This window comes from Micromonospora sp. DT62 (genome assembly GCF_049847285.1).
GTDB classification, from domain to species: Bacteria; Actinomycetota; Actinomycetes; order Mycobacteriales; family Micromonosporaceae; genus Micromonospora; species Micromonospora reichwaldensis.
This window is the reverse complement of the sequence record NZ_JBNCOB010000016.1, coordinates 8,903-28,031: the sequence shown is the minus strand read 5'-3', so window position 1 is coordinate 28,031 and position 19,129 is coordinate 8,903. Positions and strand designations below refer to the sequence as shown.

The 19,129-nt window shown below is 71.5% G+C and carries 24 protein-coding genes; 15 read left to right on the top strand and 9 right to left on the bottom strand.

The genetic code is table 11. From position 1 onward, the window contains the following. Position 1: 1 nt before the first annotated feature. Complete coding sequence (locus tag ACPXCB_RS20860) at positions 2 to 760, bottom strand: XRE family transcriptional regulator (RefSeq protein ID WP_425877293.1); 759 nt, start codon at positions 758 to 760, stop codon at positions 2 to 4. A gap of 176 nt (positions 761 to 936) precedes the next feature. On the opposite strand from ACPXCB_RS20860, the gene ACPXCB_RS20855 reads away from it, so the two are divergent. The 15 genes from ACPXCB_RS20855 (at position 937) to ACPXCB_RS20785 (ending at position 9,901) form a co-directional block, all read left to right on the top strand. Continuing rightward, entirely contained in the window at positions 937 to 1,257 is a 321-nt protein-coding gene (locus tag ACPXCB_RS20855) for a hypothetical protein (protein WP_089003163.1), read from the top strand. 230 nt (positions 1,258 to 1,487) lie between these two features. Further along, positions 1,488 to 1,916, top strand: a complete 429-nt coding sequence (locus tag ACPXCB_RS20850) for a DUF3307 domain-containing protein (protein ID WP_425877292.1) — start codon at positions 1,488 to 1,490, stop codon at positions 1,914 to 1,916. 28 nt (positions 1,917 to 1,944) lie between these two features. Beyond that, complete coding sequence (locus ACPXCB_RS20845) at positions 1,945 to 2,127, top strand: hypothetical protein (protein WP_425877291.1); 183 nt, start codon at positions 1,945 to 1,947, stop codon at positions 2,125 to 2,127. A gap of 108 nt (positions 2,128 to 2,235) precedes the next feature. Then, complete coding sequence (locus tag ACPXCB_RS20840) at positions 2,236 to 3,174, top strand: hypothetical protein (RefSeq protein WP_425877290.1); 939 nt, start codon at positions 2,236 to 2,238, stop codon at positions 3,172 to 3,174. 82 nt (positions 3,175 to 3,256) lie between these two features. Further along, the gene (locus tag ACPXCB_RS20835) at positions 3,257 to 4,114 is read left to right on the top strand and encodes an FtsK/SpoIIIE domain-containing protein (protein ID WP_425877289.1); all 858 of its coding nucleotides are present in this window, start codon (positions 3,257 to 3,259) and stop codon (positions 4,112 to 4,114) included. Then, entirely contained in the window at positions 4,111 to 4,320 is a 210-nt protein-coding gene (locus tag ACPXCB_RS20830; protein WP_425877288.1) for a hypothetical protein, read from the top strand. The genes ACPXCB_RS20835 and ACPXCB_RS20830 overlap by 4 nt, the downstream gene beginning before the upstream one ends. 86 nt (positions 4,321 to 4,406) lie before the next feature. Further along, positions 4,407 to 4,841 (top strand): DUF6197 family protein, encoded by a 435-nt coding sequence (locus ACPXCB_RS20825; protein ID WP_425877287.1) that lies wholly within the window; start codon positions 4,407 to 4,409, stop codon positions 4,839 to 4,841. Further along, a complete protein-coding gene (locus ACPXCB_RS20820; RefSeq protein ID WP_425877286.1) occupies positions 4,838 to 5,137 on the top strand; it encodes a hypothetical protein in 300 nt (99 codons plus the stop codon). Before ACPXCB_RS20825 ends, ACPXCB_RS20820 begins: the two co-directional genes overlap by 4 nt. Next, positions 5,134 to 5,511: an RRQRL motif-containing zinc-binding protein gene (locus ACPXCB_RS20815; protein ID WP_358085965.1), complete on the top strand. Its 378-nt coding sequence runs from the start codon at positions 5,134 to 5,136 to the stop codon at positions 5,509 to 5,511. Before ACPXCB_RS20820 ends, ACPXCB_RS20815 begins: the two co-directional genes overlap by 4 nt. Further along, positions 5,508 to 5,669: a hypothetical protein gene (locus tag ACPXCB_RS20810; RefSeq protein ID WP_425877285.1), complete on the top strand. Its 162-nt coding sequence runs from the start codon at positions 5,508 to 5,510 to the stop codon at positions 5,667 to 5,669. Before ACPXCB_RS20815 ends, ACPXCB_RS20810 begins: the two co-directional genes overlap by 4 nt. Then, positions 5,666 to 6,424: a hypothetical protein gene (locus ACPXCB_RS20805; protein WP_425877284.1), complete on the top strand. Its 759-nt coding sequence runs from the start codon at positions 5,666 to 5,668 to the stop codon at positions 6,422 to 6,424. The genes ACPXCB_RS20810 and ACPXCB_RS20805 overlap by 4 nt, the downstream gene beginning before the upstream one ends. Next, the gene (locus ACPXCB_RS20800) at positions 6,421 to 6,684 is read left to right on the top strand and encodes a hypothetical protein (protein WP_425877283.1); all 264 of its coding nucleotides are present in this window, start codon (positions 6,421 to 6,423) and stop codon (positions 6,682 to 6,684) included. The genes ACPXCB_RS20805 and ACPXCB_RS20800 overlap by 4 nt, the downstream gene beginning before the upstream one ends. Continuing rightward, positions 6,684 to 8,462: a replication initiator gene (locus ACPXCB_RS20795; protein WP_425877282.1), complete on the top strand. Its 1,779-nt coding sequence runs from the start codon at positions 6,684 to 6,686 to the stop codon at positions 8,460 to 8,462. Before ACPXCB_RS20800 ends, ACPXCB_RS20795 begins: the two co-directional genes overlap by 1 nt. Positions 8,463 to 8,485: 23 nt before the next feature. Beyond that, positions 8,486 to 8,674: a helix-turn-helix domain-containing protein gene (locus ACPXCB_RS20790; protein ID WP_425877281.1), complete on the top strand. Its 189-nt coding sequence runs from the start codon at positions 8,486 to 8,488 to the stop codon at positions 8,672 to 8,674. Between the two features lie 12 nt (positions 8,675 to 8,686). Continuing rightward, the gene (locus ACPXCB_RS20785) at positions 8,687 to 9,901 is read left to right on the top strand and encodes a tyrosine-type recombinase/integrase (protein WP_425877280.1); all 1,215 of its coding nucleotides are present in this window, start codon (positions 8,687 to 8,689) and stop codon (positions 9,899 to 9,901) included. A gap of 271 nt (positions 9,902 to 10,172) precedes the next feature. On the opposite strand, the gene ACPXCB_RS20780 is transcribed toward ACPXCB_RS20785, so the two are convergent. From ACPXCB_RS20780 to ACPXCB_RS20745, 8 genes are all read right to left on the bottom strand, one after another. Beyond that, on the bottom strand, positions 10,173 to 11,432 hold the full coding sequence (locus ACPXCB_RS20780) for an MFS transporter (protein ID WP_425877279.1): 1,260 nt from the start codon (positions 11,430 to 11,432) through the stop codon (positions 10,173 to 10,175). A 142-nt stretch (positions 11,433 to 11,574) separates the two neighbouring features. Then, a complete protein-coding gene (htpX, locus tag ACPXCB_RS20775) occupies positions 11,575 to 12,450 on the bottom strand; it encodes a zinc metalloprotease HtpX (protein ID WP_421454894.1) in 876 nt (291 codons plus the stop codon). A 169-nt stretch (positions 12,451 to 12,619) separates the two neighbouring features. Next, positions 12,620 to 14,137, bottom strand: coding sequence for an NADH-quinone oxidoreductase subunit N (locus ACPXCB_RS20770; protein WP_425877278.1), 1,518 nt, complete (start codon positions 14,135 to 14,137; stop codon positions 12,620 to 12,622). Beyond that, positions 14,134 to 15,639, bottom strand: coding sequence for a complex I subunit 4 family protein (locus ACPXCB_RS20765; RefSeq protein ID WP_425877277.1), 1,506 nt, complete (start codon positions 15,637 to 15,639; stop codon positions 14,134 to 14,136). Before ACPXCB_RS20765 ends, ACPXCB_RS20770 begins: the two co-directional genes overlap by 4 nt. Further along, positions 15,636 to 17,567 (bottom strand): NADH-quinone oxidoreductase subunit L, encoded by a 1,932-nt coding sequence (locus ACPXCB_RS20760; protein WP_425877276.1) that lies wholly within the window; start codon positions 17,565 to 17,567, stop codon positions 15,636 to 15,638. The genes ACPXCB_RS20765 and ACPXCB_RS20760 overlap by 4 nt, the downstream gene beginning before the upstream one ends. Further along, positions 17,564 to 17,887 carry an NADH-quinone oxidoreductase subunit NuoK gene (gene nuoK / locus ACPXCB_RS20755; RefSeq protein WP_425877275.1) on the bottom strand — a complete coding sequence of 108 codons (324 nt, stop codon included), beginning with the start codon at positions 17,885 to 17,887 and terminating at the stop codon, positions 17,564 to 17,566. Before nuoK ends, ACPXCB_RS20760 begins: the two co-directional genes overlap by 4 nt. Then, positions 17,884 to 18,495 (bottom strand): NADH-quinone oxidoreductase subunit J family protein, encoded by a 612-nt coding sequence (locus tag ACPXCB_RS20750; protein ID WP_425877274.1) that lies wholly within the window; start codon positions 18,493 to 18,495, stop codon positions 17,884 to 17,886. Before ACPXCB_RS20750 ends, nuoK begins: the two co-directional genes overlap by 4 nt. Then, positions 18,492 to 19,118, bottom strand: a complete 627-nt coding sequence (locus tag ACPXCB_RS20745) for a NuoI/complex I 23 kDa subunit family protein (protein WP_101412818.1) — start codon at positions 19,116 to 19,118, stop codon at positions 18,492 to 18,494. Before ACPXCB_RS20745 ends, ACPXCB_RS20750 begins: the two co-directional genes overlap by 4 nt. Positions 19,119 to 19,129: the final 11 nt, after the last annotated feature.

Sequence of the window (19,129 nt, the reverse complement as noted above, 5' to 3'; positions counted from 1 at the left end):
CCTAGGCTGCCACCTCGCCTCCTGGCTGAGGCTTCGAGGCCATCAGAACTCGGTCGAAGCTGTCAGAGTAGGTGCCGAACAGGTCGCCGCCGTTGAGCCTGCGCAGGTGCATCACCGGCGCGTGTGGCGCCGGGAACCCGAGCACGTGCATGTTGACCAACATCTCGTCGTCGAACCGGTACATCGAGTTGTACAGCGTCGTGTCGTGGTAGAGCACCTTCACCCCGGGCGCACCCTCAAGCCGGCTGTAGTAGTGCTGCACCTGACGAATCTTTGCGGCCATCACGCCGGGCGCACCTTCCTCGACGCTCTTACGCTCGATCGCGTCGCTGGTCGGGTCGCCTAGCAGGATCGTCACCTTGACGCCGTCAACGGCCTTTTGACGCAGAACGTCGATAAGTCTCGGGTTTTGCTCCACGAGGAAGAGGCCGGCATAGGCCAGTACGTCGATTCGCTTCTCTGCCCGTTCGATGAGTCGGCCCCACAGATCGTATGGGACTGAGGAACGCCGGGAGTAGAGCTGGATCAATTCACTCTGCCCGAGTTTCGACGCCTTCTCCGGGGTCACCGCGTCCGGCCACAGGTAGGGCACGTCTTCGCGCACCACTGCGGCTATGGCGTGCCGGTAACGGGGGTACGGAATCCGATCCTGCGTGATCCACCGTTCCACCGTCTTCGGATCGACGCCGATCTTTTCGGCCACCACACCGGGGGTCAGGCCGTTGCGCAGGATGGCATCGCGTAGCCGGTCGTTTGGCATCCGACCCTCCTCATGGGACGACTAGGGACGAGTAGACCGTAACTTAGACGTCCCTAGTCGTCCAGTCCATCGGTCGGGCTGTCCCACGGATTCCGGGAGCCTTATCCGCAGAGGCCACGAGCAAGAGTCCACCGGGGACAAGCTCAACGACTGGCCCGAGACACAGGAGGTATCTCGTGAAGCTGTACGTGGACACCCAGAGCAAGCAGGTCCAGGTGACGAAGGACCCGGAGCCGAAGAACGACCAGAACGGCAATCAGCGGTCGGAGAAGAACACTGGCCGGCTCATGTGGTCGACCCAGGTCTTCGTTCTCGACGAGACTGGCGGCGAGATCATCACCATCACCACGGCGGGTGAGAAGCCGGGCGTGACGGTGGGACAGCTCGTCGCTGTCGAGCAGTTGGAGGCCATCCCGTGGGCGACCAACGGGCGTAACGGCGTCGCGTTCCGTGCGATCTCGCTGAAGCCGAAGGCTGGCACCTCGGCGGCAAAGTGAGTCCTTCGCTCACCGGTGCTGCGTGAGCCTCTGGTGTCGTACGTGAAGCGGCCTGATGGTCCGCTGATCTGATCCATCTTCGGTCCGGGAGTGTTTCTGGCTCCTACTCTCCCGGCCCTGGCAACCGATGGTTGCCCTTTCGATATGGCGCGGGGTCGGTACTGGCTCCTACACCTGCCGGCCCCGCCTGCCTTCCAACCCGTCTGCCCTCGACATGGGGAGTGGTTGTCATGCTCGTTTCCGCTGTCGTGTTCGCCGTTGTCGCGGCGACGTTCTCCGCCGGTCACCAGGTGGCCGATCACGTGTTCGGTCAGTCCGACAAGCAAGCCGCCCACAAGGCCGCGCCGGGCTGGCACGGCTGGCGTCATCTCCTGGGCCACGTGCTGGCCTACCACCTCGTGGTGGCGGTCATGCTGGCCGTCGCCATCGCCGCGCTGGACCTGCCCGTCACCGCCCTCGGCGTGAGCGCCGGTATGGGTTTCTCGGCCGTGTCTCACGCGCTGCTCGACCGGCGTTGGCTGGTGCGTTGGCTGCTCATCCACACCGGCAGCCCCGATTTCGCCGACCGGCAGTCCCCCATCTGCGGCATGTACCTCGCCGATCAGTCCCTGCACTCGGCGTGCCTGTGGATCTCCGCCCTGCTTGTCGCCTGCCTCTAAACCCCGCGCACACAAAGGAGGCCACGTCATGGCCCGCAAGTTCATCTTCGCCACCGACCCGAACGGCCGATCGCATGAGGTGAAGGTCGACCCGAAGCACATCGACCGTCAGAAGCGCGACCTGGAACGCGCCGGCAACGAGGTCGTCGTCCTCGACGAGGACGAGCGCATCCGCATGGGCCTGATCGCCCAACAGCTGCGTAACCGCTGACACCCGGTCAGCTCAGGAATCGAGCGCGGGGCCGGTACTGGCTCCTACACCTGCCGACCCCGTGCTCTCCAACCCATCCACCCCAACTCGCGATTGGGAGGACGTGTCGTGTCCAAGTCTAGCCCTCGCCGCTCGTTCGGACGGAAGTCCAACGGCACCATCACCGTCATCGAGGCCAAGGTCCACCGCTCCTCGGCCCGCAACGCCCGCCTGGCGTTCATCCTCACCGCCGTCATCACCGGCATCCTGACCGCCGCCGTGGCGACCTCCTACACGCACCCCATCGTGGCCCTGTTCGTCGCCGTCGCTATCGGTGTTCCCCTCGGCGGGCTCGCCTGGGTCCTTGTGCGTATCTGGCCGGTGCTGCGGCTGCTGTGGTGGTGGCTTCCCGAGACCGCGTTGACGGTCCTGGCACTCACCTTCTGGGTGCAGCTGGCCAACCACACCTCGGCGGTCGTGACCCTCGTCATCGTCGCCCTGGTCGTCGGCGTTCCCGCCGCCATCCCGACCGTCCGCCGCCAGGTGGTGGCGTGGGCGTGGTGCCTGATCGTGCGCCACCGGCTGCGCGTGTGCTTCGCGCAGTTCATCATCGCCAACCAGTCCGGCAGCCTGCCGCTGATCCTCTGGGCCCGCCCCACCCCCGTCGGTGAGCGGGTCTGGGTCTACCTACGCCCCGGCCTCTCCCTGGCTGACCTGGAAGGGCGCCTCGACCGCATCGCGGTCACCTGCCACGCCTCCACCGCTCTCGTCGAGCGCGCCTCGGACGGCAACGCCGCGTACCTGCGGTTCGACATCAAACGCCGCGAGGTCCTCACCGCTGAGGTGGGTTCCCCGCTGGTCGACGTCATCGACCCGAGCATCCCGGCCACTGACCGGCCGATGCCGGTCGTGCCGACCGCCTTGGACCTGCCCGACGTTGACGCACCCACCGTCACCCTGCCCACGCAGGGCAAGCCGGCCGCGAAGACGCCGGCCACCACCGCCAACGGCAGCAAGCCCGCGGCTTCCTCGTCGACCGACGCCGACGACGTCTCCGACTGGATCTAACCCACACCCGACCCGGACGCGAGGAGCCCGACGGCTCGTTCGTGTGGTTCCTCGCGCCCACCAAGCCCAAGGAGGGCACCTCATGACCACCATCGCTACCGCCCCGACTGCCGGGGTTCCGGTGGGGCCTGGCCTGTCGATGTTCGACCCCATCTTCGTCGGCATCGACGAGTTCGGTCAGCCCGTCTACATCACCCTCGCCTACCGCAACCTCCTCGCCGGCGGCGAACCCGGCGGAGGCAAATCCGGCCTGCTCAACACCATCGCCGCCCACGCCGCCCTCTCCGTCGACAGCCGCCTTGTCCTGTTGGACGGCAAGCTCGTCGAGCTGGGCCAGTGGGAAGACTGCGCCGACGCGTTCATCGGCCCCGACATCACCGAAGCCCTCACCGTCCTGCGACGGCTGCAAACCGTGATGAACAACCGCTACGCCTGGCTGCGCGCGCACGGGCGCCGCAAGGTGACCGCCCTCGACAACCTGTCGGTCATCACCGTCCTCGTCGACGAAATCGCCTTCTACTCCGCCACCGTCGGCAGCAAGCAGGAACAGGAAGAGTTCGTCGCGCTCCTGCGCGACCTCGTCGCCCGGGGCCGCGCCGCCGGCATCCCCGTGGTCGCCGCCACCCAGCGGCCGTCGTTCGACATCATCCCCACCAGCCTGCGGGACCTGTTCGGCTACCGGGCCGCGTTCCGCTGCACGACTCCGAACAGCTCGAACATCGTGCTTGGTCACGGCTGGGCCGAGCAGGGCTACTCCGCCACCGACATCCAGCCCACCAACCAGGGCGCGGCCTACCTCATCGCCGAAGGCGGCGTACCCCGCCGCATCAAGGTCGCCTACCTCACCGACGCCCAGATCGCCGGCATCGCCGACTACGCCGCCTGGATCCGCCGACCCGGCCGACTCACCACCACACCGGATCTGGCGGTGGCGGCATGACCACCCGCGAACGCGCCAACGCCAAGGCAAACAACCAACGCGCCAACCAGTACACCGAAATGTGGATCGTCGGCAGTCCCGAGGACCTGGCCGTGATGATTCAGGCCGCCTCCCGAACCGGGCGGCTCGTCTTCGTCTCCGCACCCCACCAGATGGGCGGCGACGACACCCGCCACCGCCGCTACCTGCGGCTGCGCTCTTCCTAATCGGCCGACAGGACCGGATCTGCCTCGCAAGCTTCCCGGTCCTGCCGACCACCCGCCAACAGCCCTACCGAAAGGACGTGGCTGCCATGAAGGCTACCCACCAACCGCCCACCGTCCAGGTCAGCCCGGCTGACCTGCTGCGGATGGCTGCCCTCTACCTGCGCCGGCACGGCTGGACCCAGGGCATCTACTACGCCACCACCGACGCCCTCACCTCGCCGGCCTGCGCCGTCGGGGCCATCGGCATGGCTTGCGCCGGAAAGCCGCTCATGCACCCGGTCCTCCTCTCGTCCGCTGACGAGAACACCTACCGGCAGAGCATCGCCGCGCTCGTCGACTACCTCGACGCCTTCGCACCCATCTTCCACATCGACGAAGACGGCCACCTGCTCGATGAGCACACCTCCCCGTACTCGTGGAACGACGACCCCGGCCGCACCGCCGAGCAGGTCATCACCGCCCTTGAGAAGGCCGCTGACGAGTGGGACCGCCTCCACACCCGAGGAGGCGAGAACCGATGAGCACTGTCAAGAAGTCCTTGACGCCTCTTCCTCGACAGCAGCGACGTCGGGAGGTCGTCGAGAACGGCGAATTTGCCTCCTTCACCCGGCGCATCATCCGCGCTCACGGCCGCCGCGTCGCTACCGGTGACGTCGAAGCCCTCCGCGACCTGGTTGCCCTGTCCACCGACCTCGATCAGGCCATCACTGACGCCGTCATCGGGCTGCGGGCCTTCGGCTACTCCTGGGCCGAAATCGGCTCCCGGCTAGGCATCTCCCGCCAAGCCGCCCAGCAGCGCTGGGGAGACCGCCCATGACCACCCTCACCGAGCCGACCGGGCTTGCCTCCCGCTTCTACGACCCGACCGGCAGCCGCTACGGGTTCCCCACCTACCCCTTCCAGTCCGCCCCCGCCGGGCTGGCTACTCGCCGGCAACTACGCGCCGCCGGCCTACGTCCGGGCGGTCATGACCCCGTCGCGCAGATCCTCTGGCGTCGCGGTAAGCGCCTCGCCTACCTCTACCGCCTCGACCTCGCCCAACCCAAGCGCGTCGCCACCCCCGCCCAGCGGGAGGCCATCGCCAAAGCGCTACGTGCCCGGCGGACCTGCCGAACCTGCGGGCTCGTGCAGCCCTACTACATCCCCCGCCGCTACGGCTGCTGCCTCGACTGCCACGGAGGCCACCGATGAACACGCCCAACCCCTGCCCCTGCGGCGACTACTACTGCGCCGACAACACCCCGCTCGCCACCATCGACCGCCGCGACTGCTGCCAATACTGCGGCTTCTACAACTGCGACGTCTGCGGCTGGACCGCCCCCGCACCGACCGGGGGTGACCCGCGATGAAACCCACCGCCGGCACCCGCATCGAGGGCGTTGTCCTGGTCCTCATCCTCCTCACCGTCGCCGGCTTCGCCGGAGCCGCGTCCTTCACCCACGTCAAAGACTGGACCCTCGCCAACTCCCCCACCGGCACCGGGCAGTGGTTCGGCTGGGCCAACGCCGTCATCTCCGAACTCGTCCCCATCGCCTGCCTACTCACCATCCGGCGACGCCGCCGCCTCGGCGCACCCATCGGCTACCCGCTGTTCCTGCTCATCGCCGCTGCCGGCCTCTCCCTCGCCGCACAACTCGCGGTCGCCAAGCCAGGCATCTCCGGATGGCTCCTGTCCGCCGTTCCCGCTCTGGCGTTCATGGCCCTGGTCAAACTCGTCCTCGCCCCGACCCCCACCAGGTCGGAAGACACCACGCCGACCGTCGAGCAGGTCGAGCAGGTCGAGCCGATCCGCGTTCAGGTGGCCGAGCAGGTCACCACCGAACCGGCACCGCCGGCCATCACCCCCGCACCCGAACCGACCCCAACCCCGGCCGCCGAGCCGGCCCCGGCTGCTGAGCCGGCTGTTGAGCCGGAACTCGTTACCGCCCCGGCCCCTGAGCCGGTCGACGTCCCTGCCCACCTGCTGCCCATGGCGCGCTTCGCGGCCGTGCAACACGAACAGTCCACCGGGGCACCCATCACCCCCGCCGAGCTGGCCGACCGGCTCGACGTCGCCCCGGCCGTCGCCGGGCAACTCCTCGCCCTGGCCCGGAGTGCCCGATGACCATTCACCTCGTCGACATCGAACACATCGAGCACACCTGCCCCGCCAACCCTGACGGGCACCCGTACGACATCCGCCGGACCCTCGTCGACGTCATCCCCGGCGGACCCTGCCGCGCACCGGTCACCATCCGCTGCGGCAACACCACCACGCAGATTCCCTGTCACCGGCACGAGCCGGCCACGCGCCAGTGCGGCGCCTGCCGGGTCATCGTCACCGAACGCACCATCACCACCCGCACCCCCGAGGTGTCGGCCTGATGGCGTCGACGCTGGACCTCACACCCCGAGCCACGGCCCGGGGTGTGGGCTCGAACGCCGACACCACCCCGCCCGTCTACGCCTACACTGCCGCCGGCTCCGCCTTCACCCGCGCCACCCAACCGGACTACTACGGCTGGATAGAGCACGTCCGGGCCGCCGCCGGCTGCACCCGCCCCATCCGCCTCGCCGGCCAACTCCTCACCATCGAGCAAAGCACCGGCCGGGTCCTCGACCAGCGGCACACCGACGCCATGCCCGACGCCGCCATCTACACCGCCTGCGGCAACCGACGCGCCACCGTCTGCCCGTCCTGCGCCCACACCTACCAACGCGACGCCTACCAACTGCTGCGCGCCGGCCTGGTCGGCGGCAAAGGCGTTCCGGAAACCGTCGCCCAGCATCCGGCCGTGTTCGCCACTTTCACCGCCCCGTCCTTCGGCACAGTCCACGTCCGGGCAGTCCGCCGGCACACCTGCGGCAACCGGAAACGCTGCGACTGCCGACCCGACCCCTGCCACGCCCGCCGCGACGCCGGCCACTGCCCCCACGGCCGCCCCGCCGTGTGCTGGGCACGCCACGCACCCGACGACGCCGTGCTCGGCCAACCGCTCTGCCTGGGCTGCTACGACCACGACCACCAGGTCGTCTGGAACCTCTACTCCGGCGAACTGTGGCACCGCACCAAGCAAGCCGCGGAACGGTGGCTCGCCAAACTCGCCCGCCGCCGCGGCATCCCCCGCGTCGAGGTCGTCACCGCCTCCGGCAACACCCGCACTGTTCCACCCGTCCGGCTCTCGCATGGCAAAGCCGCCGAGTTTCAGGCACGCGCAGCGGTGCACTTCCACGCCCTGGTCCGCCTCGACGGCGTCCACCCCACCGACCCCACCGCCGTCATCCCACCCCCGGCCGGGTTCACCCTCGCCGACCTGGAAGACGCCCTCCGGCACGCCGCACAGGTCGCCTTCGCCACCCCCGGCCACCCCGACCGGCCCGACGGCTGGCCCATCGCCTGGGGCGAGCAGCTCGACATCCGCCCCATCACCCTGACCGGTGGCGGTGAGGTCACTGACAGCATGGTCGCCGGCTACCTTGCCAAATACGCCACCAAGAGCACCGAGGTAACCGGGCACCGCTCCGTCAGGCTCACCGCCGACACCATCGGCGACTACGCCGACCCCGACGGCGACCACACCGCCCGCCTCATCGACGCCTGCTGGCGCATCGGCCGCCCCACCGGCCGGCCCGTTCCGCTGTGCGAGCGGCCTCGCGACCCCCGGCCCCGGCCCGGCTTCGTCGCCCGCTGGGAGTGCCCTGACTGCGGCACCCACACCCGCTACGCCGCCTGCCCCACCTGCGTCGCCCACCGTCAAGCCAGCCTTGACACCAAACCGACGACTTCAGCACCGGCCAACCCGTACGCCCGGCTACGTCGCTGGGCGCACATGCTCGGCTTCGGCGGCCACTTCCTCACCAAAGCCCGCCGCTACTCCGTCACCTTCCAACTCCTGCGAGACACCCGCGCGGCCTTCCGGCGGCATGAGGACCTGGACCACGCGCACCCCGGCGGGCATCTCGTCGACGAGCACTACGACGACACCACCACCCTCATCGTCGGCACCCTCACCTTCGCCGGCGTCGGCTGGCACACCACCGGAGACGCCCTCCTCGCCAACACCGCCGCCGCCATGGCCAGAGAACGACAAGCCACCGGCCGCGAAGAACTCGCCCACGAACTCAGCGCCACTCCGGCCGGCACCGCGCCGGCTGCTACCTGACCCCTCGACCCACAGGAGACGACATGGCCACTACCTTGCCGCTCAAGCTCTGGACCGTGGACGACGTCGCTGACTACCTAGGCGTCCCCGTCCAGACCCTCTACACCTGGCGCAAGCGCCGTATCGGTCCACCCGCCGGACGAGTCGGCCGACACCTGCGCTACGACCCGGACGCCGTCCGGGCCTGGTTCGAGCAGCAAGCCGCAGCCTGAAGGGGGAGGAGCGTGGCCCACGTCGAAGACCGCTGGTACAAGTCCGTCACCCGTCCTGACGGCAAGTCGGAGCGGGTCAAGACACCTCTTCACGGCAAGGGATTGCGCTACCGGGTTCGGTACATCGCGCCGGATGGCCGGGAACGGTCGAAGTCGTTCCCCGACAAGGAAAAGCGGGCCGCTGACGCCTTCCTCGTCTCGGTGGAGTCGGACAAGCTGCGGGGCACCTACATCGATCCGGCCGCCGGCAAGCTGACCTTCCGTCAGTACGCCGAACAGTGGTTGGCTGCTCAGACCTTCGACGAGTCCACCCGCGAGGCAACGGAACGGCGGCTACGCCGGCACATCTTTCCCCACCTCGGGAGCCGGGCTCTGGCCATGATCCTGCCGACTCACCTGCGAGAGCTGGACCGCTCGTTGCAGCAGCTCGGCTTGGCGGCGACGTATCGGGTGGTCGCCTACTCCAACGTCGCCACGATCCTCAACGCGGCCGTCGACGACGGTCGTATCGGCCGCAACCCCTGCCATGCCAAGACAGCCCGGCCGCCCAAGGTGCCGCCCCGCAAGGTGGTCCCATGGTCCCGTGAGCAGGTGCTCGCTATCCGAGCCGGGCTACCCGCTCGCTACCGGGCCGCTGTGGACCTCGGTGCTGGCTGCGGCCTCCGGCAAGGTGAGGTCTTGGCCCTGGCCGTCGAGGACATCGACTTTCTGCGGGGCACCCTGCACGTTGTACGGCAGTTGAAGATCGTCGGTAGCCGGCTGGTCTACGCCCTGCCCAAGGGACGCAAGACCCGAGACATCCCGCTACCCGCTTCGGTGGGAGCGGCGCTCACCCGCCACCTGGAGGAGTTTCCCCCGGTACCCGTGGCGCTGCCGTGGGAGGTGCCCGGCGGTTCACCCGTGACTGTCAACCTGGTCGTGCACGGTCAGACCAACGTGGCGATGGACCGGCACACCTTCAATCGCGACTACTGGCATGCCGCACTTACCGGTGCCGGTATCACGCGCAGCAGGGCGACCGGGATGCACGCCCTGCGCCACTTCTATGCATCCGTCCTGCTCGACGCTGGGGAGAGCGTCAAGGCGCTGTCTGAGTACTTAGGCCACGCCGACCCCGGCTTCACCCTGCGCACCTACACCCACCTGATGCCGTCAAGCGAGGACCGAACCCGGCGGGCCATCGACCAAGTGCTCGGGCATCCCTCGGACGGCCTGGCGACGGCCTAGCCGTGATCATGGTGGAGTTTTGGCTGCTCGCGGGCGGATTCTCTCCAGTTCACCAACTACCGCTGACGCGCGCCTGGTCGGCCCTGCCACGACAGGGCCGACCAGGGCGTTGGGCGACCGGCGGAGAAGCCGGTCAGCGGGAGAAGACGAGCAGCAGCACCACGGTCAGGATCGCGCTGATCAGCAGGGAGCCGAGGCAGCCCACCCGGTTCGAGAAGAAGACGAACATGCGGGGTGGTACCCCTTCAACGCGACGGGAACCCCGTAGGCGTCAGGCCGGCAGCAGCTCTTCGGTGCGTACCGCCGTGGCCTCCGCGCGGGAGATGGGCCCGGCGGGCAGGGCCGCGACCCCGGCCCCGACGGCGACCGCGGCCCCGGCGAAGACGAACGCCCAGGGCACCCCGCCGGCGTGGTCGACGATCAGGCCGGCCACCGCGCCGCCGGCAGCGCTGGCCCCCACCGACATGGTCACCACCCAGGTGTACGCCTCGTTCAGCATGCTGGTCGGGGAGATCCGGCCGACCAGGGTGTTCTCCAGGGTGAGCGCGGGCGCGATCATGGCGCCCCCGATCACCAGTGCGGTGCCCAGCGCCACCGGCGTGGGCATCACCGCGAAGACGGCGAAGCTGGCGGCCACCCCGCCGAGCAGCAGCGAGAACTGCCGGGTCATGTTCCGGCCCGGCTTGCGGACGCCGAACCAGAAACCGCCCACGGCGCTGCCGACGCCCCAGACGGCCAGCAGCACCCCGGCCAGGCTGTCGGGGTCGTCGGACGTGTAGGCGGTGGCGAACGCCGGCACGGTCACGCCGGCCGCGCCGAAGGCGATGCCCAGGCTGGCGACGCAGAGCAGCAGTGCCGGGAAACCGGGCACGCGCAGCGGGCCGAGCCCTCTGGTCTGGTGTTCGCGCGGGTGCGGCTGCCAGCCGCGCATGACCCGGCCGAGGGCCACCGCCATGGTGCCGACCAGGGTCACCACGGCCGCACCGACCAGGGCCGCCCCGGCGTCGGCGAACAGGATGAAGCCGGCGACCAGCAGCGGACCGAGCACGAAGACGATCTCGAAGAGCGTGGTCTCGGCGGCGAGGGCGGTGTTGCGCAGCTGCCACCGGCCGGACGACGGCGAGGTGAGGTCGTTCCAGGCGCCCCGGATCGCGGCGGTCAGCGGCGGGTAGGTGGCGCCGGCGACCCCGGATGCCACGAAGACCAGCGTCAGGCTGCCGGCGTCGGAGCGGGCGGACCAGAGCAGGCCGAGCAGGGCGAACGGGTGGGCGATCGCGGTGCCGACGAGCACCGGGGTGGGGCCGATCCGGTCGGCGATCCGGCCGGCCACGGGGCTGAGCGCGGCACCGGAGAGGGCGTAGATGCCCCCGGCGACGGCCGCCAGCGAGTAGCGGCCGGTGACCTGCTCGACGACCAGCAGCAGCGCCAGCGGCGTCATGCCGATCCCGAGCCTGCCGACGATGCCGGTGAGCAGCAGCATCGGCGCTCCGGGGATCCGCCAGACGCCCAGGTACTGGCGCAGTGCGGCCACGGTCGACCTCCAGGGGATGTAACGAGCGGGGAACCTTTCGACCCTAACGCCGCCGGAGACGTGGAAGGAATGGTTAACGCGCTCACACGGCGTTCCGCCCGTGTCCGGCAGACCGGACACGGGCGGAAAGGTGATCAGCGCCTCAGCGCTGGAACTGCACGGGGCCGCTGTTCGCGGCCATCCGCTCCAGCCGGGCGACCCGCTCCTCCATCTTCGGGTGGGTGGAGAAGAGCGCCGCCACGCCGCCGCCCTTGAACGGGTTGGCGATCATCAGGTGGGCGGTGCTGGTGAGCTGCCCCTGGGCCGGCAGCGGCCGACGCTGGGCACCCATGTGGATCTTCCGCAGGGCGCTGGCCAGGGCCAGCGGGTCCTTCGTGAGCGTGGCCCCGGAGGCGTCCGCCTGGAACTCCCGGCTGCGGCTGATCGCCAACTGGATGACGGTGGCCGCGATCGGCCCCAGGATGATGGTGAGCAGCAGCACGGCCGGGTTCGGGGAGTCCTCGTCGTCGCCCCCGCCCAGCGGGATGAACCAGGCGATGTTCGCCAGCATGGTGATGATGCCGGCCAGACCGGCCGCCACGCTGGAGATGAGGATGTCCCGGTTGTAGACGTGCGACAGCTCGTGCCCGATCACGCCCCGCAGCTCCCGGTAGTCGAGGATCTCGGTGATCCCCTGGGTGACGCAGACGGCCGCGTGCTGCGGGTTCCGCCCGGTGGCGAACGCGTTGGGCTGCGACGTCGGGCTCACGTAGAGGCGGGGCATCGGCTGCCCGGCCTCCGTGGCCAGTTCGCGGACCATCCGGTACAGCTCGGGGAACTGCGCCTCGCTGACCGGTTGCGCCCGCATCGAGCGCAGCGCGAGCTTGTCGGAGTAGAAGTAGGTGACGCCGTTCATGACCAGCGAGACGACGACGGCGATGACCAGGCCGCCACTGCCGCCGAACCAGTAGCCCACCGCCAGGATCAGCGAGGTGAGCAGGCCGAGCAGCGCGGCGGTCTTCAGACGGTTGTGGTGCACGATCACTCCTTCGGTGCAGCACGGATCGCTCGGGATCCGCTGACCGGTTCAACAACCCGGTACCCGCCAACCATCCGTCTCATGGCTGAGAGTTGCCTGAGATGTCCGAAGTGCCCGTCGGGACTGAAGCCCCGGAAGACGGGAAGGCCGCCCGACGCGAACCGCCGCGTCAGCGGGCGGCGACGTCGAGCACGAGCTGCGGGGCGAAGCCGAGCACCAGCGCCGCCGCCGTCGCCACGGCCAGCACCACGCCGACCGTCCGGGCCCGCACGGGGGCCACGTGGGCCACGGTCGAGGCGCCGCCGGCGGCGGCGCCCACCGCAACGGCCGGCCCCTCGGCCGGCGCGGCCCACAGGGCGGCGGTGAGACGCAGGTAGTAGGCCAGGCCGATCACCGCGTTCACGGCCACCACCACGGCCAGCCAGCCCGCGCCGCCGTCCAGCAGCGAACGGACCACGGTCACCTTCGCGAAGAGGCCCGCCAGGCCCGGCGGCAGGCCGGCGAGCCCGACCAGCGCCAGCCCGAGCGCCGCCGCCCGCCACGGGTGGCGCCGGGCCGCCCCGCGCAGGTCGTCGACCGTGCCGCCGTCCGCGCCCGCCGGGCGCAACGCCACCACGGCCGCGAAGGCCGCCAGTTCCAGCACCACGAAGAAGACGGCGTACGCCACGGCGGCCGCGTACGCGGCGGTGCGGGCGTCGGCGGTGCGCCCGGCGGCCAGCGCCAGCGCACCGAGCGGGGCGAGGATGTAGCCGGCCTGGGCGACCGAGGACCAGGCGAGCAGCCGGACCGTACGCCGCTGACGCAGCGCCACCAGGTTGCCGACGGTCATCGTCAGCACCGCGAGCAGGGCGAGCACCGGGCCGGTCACGTCGGCGGGCAGCGCGTGCTGCACCACGGCGAGCAGGGCCACCACACCGCCCAGCTTGGAGGCGGTGGACAGGTACGCCGCCACCGGCAGGGGCGCGCCGTCGTAGGCGGCCGGCGCCCAGGCATGGAACGGCACCGCCGCCACCTTGAACGCCAGCCCCAGCACCACCAGCGCCACGGCGGCGGTGGTCAGCGGCAGGTCGAGCAGGTCCGCGCGGTCGGCGAGGATCGCACCGATCCGGCCCAGGTGCAGCCCACCGGTGGCCGCGTAGAGCAGCGCCGCCCCGAGCAGCGTCAGCGTGGTGGCGACCACGCTCACCACGAAGAAGGTGACGGCCGCCTCGGCGCTGGCCAGGCTGTCGCGGCGCAGCCCGACGAGGACGTAGAGCGGCAGGGTGAGCGTCTCCAGCGCCACGATCAGGGTGATCAGGTCGCCGGCCGCGCCGAGCACCACACCGCCCGTCATCGAGCAGGCCAGCAGGAAGCAGTACTCCCCCGTCGGCGACTGCCCCGCCCGCAGCAGCGGGCCGGACAGTGCCAGCACGCCGAGGGTGAGCAGGGCGACCACGACGGCGACCAGGGCGGCCCGGCCGCCGAAGACGTACGAGCAGTCGGGGCCGACGCAGAACGTCCGGCGCTCGCCCCCGGCGCCGACCAGGACCGCGCCGAGCGCCGTGACGGTCGCGCCGACGGCGGCCGTCGCCAGCGTGACCCGGCCACGGGCCACCAGCAGGTCGGCCAGCAGCACCAGCACGGCCGTGCCGGCGGCCAGGTACGCCGGGAGCAGCGCCACGTTGTCGACGCTCTGCACCACGCTCACCGCAGCACCTCCACGAGGGCGTCGACGGGGGCCTCGGCGACGCCGAGCACCAGGGTCGGGGCCAGGCCGACCGCGAGGGCGAGCAGCACCAGCGGCGCCCACGCGAGCAGTTCCGCGCCGGCCAGGCCGGGGGTCAGTCGCCCGACCACCGGGCTGGGCCGCCCGTGCGTCACCCTGCGCAGCAGCCGCAGCAGGTACGCGGCGGTGAGCGCCCCGCCGATCGCCGCCAGCACGCCCAGGGTGGTCCAGAGCGCCCCGCCGACCTCGACGGCGGCGACCACGGCGAACGCCTCGCCCCAGAACCCGGCCAGCCCGGGCAGGCCAAGCGAGGCGACGGCGGCGAAGCCGAGCAGCCCGGCGAGCCGGGGGGCGGTCTCCCGCAGCCCGGACAGCTCGTCCAGCGACCCGGTGTGCGTACGGTCCTTGACCGCGCCGGCGAGGAAGAAGAGCAGGCCGGTGATCACCCCGTGCGCGACGTTGCCGATCAGGGCCGCCTGGATGCCGGTGGTGGTGAGCGTGGCGACCCCGAGCAGCACGAAGCCCATGTGCCCGACGCTGGAGTACGCGATCAGCCGCTTCAGCTCCCGCTGCGCGAGGCAGACCAGCGACCCGACGAGGATCGCCGCCACCGCCAGCACGCCGAGCACCGGGGCGGCCCAGCGGGCGCCCTCCGGGGCCACCCCGACCGCGATCCGGACCAGCCCGTACGTGCCCATCTTGAGCAGCACCCCGGCGAGGACGACGCTGCCGACGGTGGGCGCCTGGGTGTGCGCGTCGGGCAGCCAGGAGTGCAGCGGCCAGAGCGGGCTCTTCACCGCGAAGGCCAGCGCCAGCAGCGTGAACGCCGCGAGCTGGGTGCCCCGGGACAGGCCCGTGCCGCCCGTGAGCGCCACCACGTCGGCCGTCCCGGCGGCGGCCACCACCACGAACACGCCGACCAGCAGCAGCACCGAGCCGAACAGCGTGTACAGGGCGAACTTGCGGGCCGCCCGCCGCCGGTCGGCGCCGCCCCAGCCGGCGATGATCGCGTACATGGGGAGCAGGACGACCTCGAAGAAGACGAAGAAGAGCACGAGGTCGAGGGCGAGGAAGGTGCCGAGGATGCCGACCTCGACGACCAGCAGCAGGGCCACCAGGGCCCGCCCGCTGCCGCCGTCGGGCACCTTCCACAGGGTGTAGGCGCAGCAGAGCAGGGTGAGCAGGGCGGTCAGCACGACCAGCGGCCAGGAGATGCCGTCCACGCCCAGGTGGAAGCGCAGGTCGAGGCCGGGCACCCAGGGCAGGTCGAGCCGGTGCCAGGGGCGCACGGCGGGGGTGTCGGCCGCGTAGCTGGTCCAGCCGCGGTCGCCGAGGAAGAGCAGCGCGGCGGCCACCAGGGTCAGCCCGGCGACGGCCGTGCCGACCGCCCGGGCCGCCCGGTCCCGGGGCGTCGCCGCCACCGCGAGCGCGCCGAGCGCCGGCAGTGCCAGCACCGCCACCAGCAGGAACTCCCCCGTGGTCATGCGGATACTCCGATCACGACGGCCGCCAGGCCGATCAGCAGCGCCCCGGCCAGCACGCCGGCCGCCGCGCGCGGCAGCGCCGCGCGGTGCAGCGACGCCAGGCCGCCGCCGAGGCCGAGCGCGGCCCGGCCGCTGCCCTCGACCGCGCCGTCCACCACCACCTCGTCGGCCGTACGCGTGGCGCGGGCCAGCGCCGACGCCGGGCGTACGACCAGGGCACGCTGGACGTCGTCGAGCCGGAACGCGGCGGCGAAGACCGGCCGCAGCGGACCCAGCGCGGTCGCCGGGTCGGCGGCCGGGTCCCGCCGCCAGCGGAGCCAGGCGAACACCGCCCCGACGGCCAGCAACGCCAACGGCAGCAGCAACTCCGGGCCGACGTGGATCAGCAGATGCTCCGGCGCGCTGGCGGTGGGCGTGAGCAGCAGCCGGCGGGCGAAGGCCCAGTTGAAGCCGGCGAGACCGAGCAGGGCGGCCGGCACGGCGAGCAGCAGCAGCGGCCAGCGCATCACGGCGGGCGGGTCGTGCGGGTGGGCCAGCGGGATCCGCGTCTCGCCGAAGAACGTGCGCAGCAGCAGTCGGGTGGCGTACCAGGCGGTGACCGCGACCCCGACCAGCCCGGCCAGCCAGACCAGCCAGCCGACCCAGGCCGGGGCCGGGCCGGTGCCGTGCAGGGCGGCGTCCTGGGCGACGGTGAGCACGCCGTCCTTGCTCCAGAAGCCCGACAGCGGCGGCACCCCGGCCAGCGCCCCGAGCCCGATCACCGTGCACCAGAAGGTGACCGGCATGCTGCGGCGCAGCCCGCCCATCCGGGACATCAGCGTGGTGCCCACGGCGTGGATCACCGCACCGGCGGCGAGGAAGAGCAGCGCCTTGAAGGCGGCGTGGGTGAGCAGGTGGAACAGCGCGGCGGGCGTCGAGCCGACCGCGAGCGCGCCGGTCATGTAGCCGAGCTGGGAGACCGTCGACCAGGCCAGCACGCGTTTGAGGTCGTCCTGGGCGGTGGCGGCGAACGCGCCGAGCAGCAGGGTGACCGAGGCCATGACGCCGAGCACCGCCAGCGCGGCCGGGGCCGCCTCGAACAGCGGGTAGAGCCGGGTCACCGCGTACACGCCGGCGGCGACCATGGTGGCGGCGTGGATCAGCGCCGAGATCGGCGTCGGGCCGGCCATCGCGTCCGGCAGCCAGGTGTGCAGCGGGAACTGGGCGCTCTTGCCGGCCACCCCGGCGAGCAGCAGCAGGCAGGCGGCGGTCAGCGTACCGGTGGCGTGGTCGTGGGCGAGCACGTCGGCGATCCGGAAGCTGCCGGCCGAGACGCCGAGCAGCGCGATGCCGAGCAGGAAGCCGACGTCGCCGACCCGGGTCACCAGGAACGCCTTCATGGCGGCGGCCGGCGCCTCCGGCAGCCGGCGGTCGTGGGCGATGAGCAGGTAGGAGCAGATGCCCATCACCTCCCAGCCGACCAGCAGCAGGATCAGGTCACCGGCGACCACCACCAGCAGCATGGCGGCGGTGAAGAGGCTGATCTGCGCCGCGTACGGCGGGTAGCGGTGGTCGGTGTCGACGTCGTCGTGCGGGCCCCGGCGCAGGTAGCCGACCGAGTAGACCTGCACGGCCAGGGCCACCGCGGCGACCGCGACGGCGACCAGCGCGGCGGCGGAGTCCAGCCGTACCCCGAGGCCCACGGTCAGCCCACCCAGGTCCACCCAGGTGGTGGACGCCTCGGCGGGCCGGTCGAGGGTGACCAGCAGGGCGACGGCGAGCGCCAGCGCACCGGCCGCCCCGGCCACGCCGAGCGCGATCGCCGCCCGCCGGGCCCGGCCCCCGTCCGTCCCGGCGTCGCGCGGCGCCGGCGGTAGCAGCAGGCCGAGCAGTCCCGCCACCAGCGGTACGGCCGGCAGCAGCGCGCCGAGCAGGGTGGTCGTGCTCACCGCTCCCCCTCCGGACGGTCAGTCAGCGGCACCTCGTCGACGGCGACGGTGGCCCGCAGCCGGTAGAGCTGGAGCACGATCGCCAGGCCCACCCCGATCTCGGCGGCGGCCAGCACGATCACGAAGAGCGCGAAGACCTGACCGCCGTGCGGCAGCTGCGCGCGCACGGTGGTGTCGGCGGTGACCAGGATCAGGTTGACCGCGTTGAGCATCAGCTCGACGGCCATCAGCACCAGCACCGCGTTGCGCCGGCGCAGCACGCCGTAGACGCCGAGGCCGAACAGCAGCGCGGCGGTGACGTACGGGATGACGGGTCTCACCGCGACCGCCCGCCGTCGTCGTGCGACTTCGCGCCTGCGACGGCCCTGCCCGACCGGTCGGCGCGGGACCTGCCCGCGGCGGGCCGGTCGGCGGGTGGGTCCTCGGCCTTCGGCCGGCCGATGTCGGGGCGGGAGATCACGATGGCGCCGACCAGGGCGGACAGCAGCAGCACCGAGAGCACCTCGAAGGGCAGCACCCAGCTACGGAAGATCTGGTCGCCGAGGCGTTCCGCGGTGCCCGCGTCGGGCAGCTCCACGGCCGTCCACCGGTACGCGTCGACGAGCAGGGCGGCCAGCCCGAGCCCGGTGCCGCCGCCGATGAGCGCCGCCGCCCAGCCGGGCCGGTCCAGGTCGTCGGAGGCGCCGATCGGGGCGCGGGTGAGCATCACGGCGAAGAGCAGCAGCACCACCACCGCGCCGACGTAGATCAGCACCTGCACCCAGGCCACCAGCTCGGCGGTGAGCACCAGGTACATCCCGGCCAGCGCGCCGAGGCAGAGCACCAGGTAGAGGCCGGCGCGGACCAGGTGCCGCGTCGCCACCACCAGCACCCCGGAACCGACCGCCAGCGCGCCGAGGGCGAGCAGCAGCACGTCCGCACCGGTCATGCGCCGGCCTCGGGCTCGGGGCGTACGGCCGGGGCGGCGGGACGGGCGGCGGGCGCGGCCGGGACCGCGGCCTTGCGCGCGGCGGCGGTCTCCTCCTTCGCCGGCTCACCGTTCGGGTCGTGCGCGGGTGGCGGCGGCACGGTGCCCATCCACTGCCCGAGGTGGTCCTTGTCGTGCAGCAGGTCCTTGATGTCGTACTCGGAGTATTCGAACTCCGGCGACCAGTAGAGGGCGTCGAAGGGGCAGACCTCCACGCAGATGCCGCAGTACATGCAGAGCGAGAAGTCGATGTCGAACTTGTCGAGCACGTTGCGCTGGCGGGGGCGGGCGGCGCCGGGCACCGCCACCTCCTCCTTGTGCGAGTCGATGTAGATGCACCAGTCCGGACACTCCCGGGCGCAGAGCATGCAGACCGTGCAGTTCTCCTCCAGCAGCGCGATCACCCCGCGCGAGCGGGGCGGCAGCTCGGGAGCGACATCCGGGTACTGCTGGGTGGTCGAGCGGCGGGTCATCGTCTTCAACGTGACCGCGAGCCCCTTCACCAGGCCCGCGCCCGGCAGGCCACGGTCTCCGCCGGCGCCGCCGGGCTCGCTGCGCTCGCTGCGGTCGGTCATGCCGACCATCCTGCCCTGTG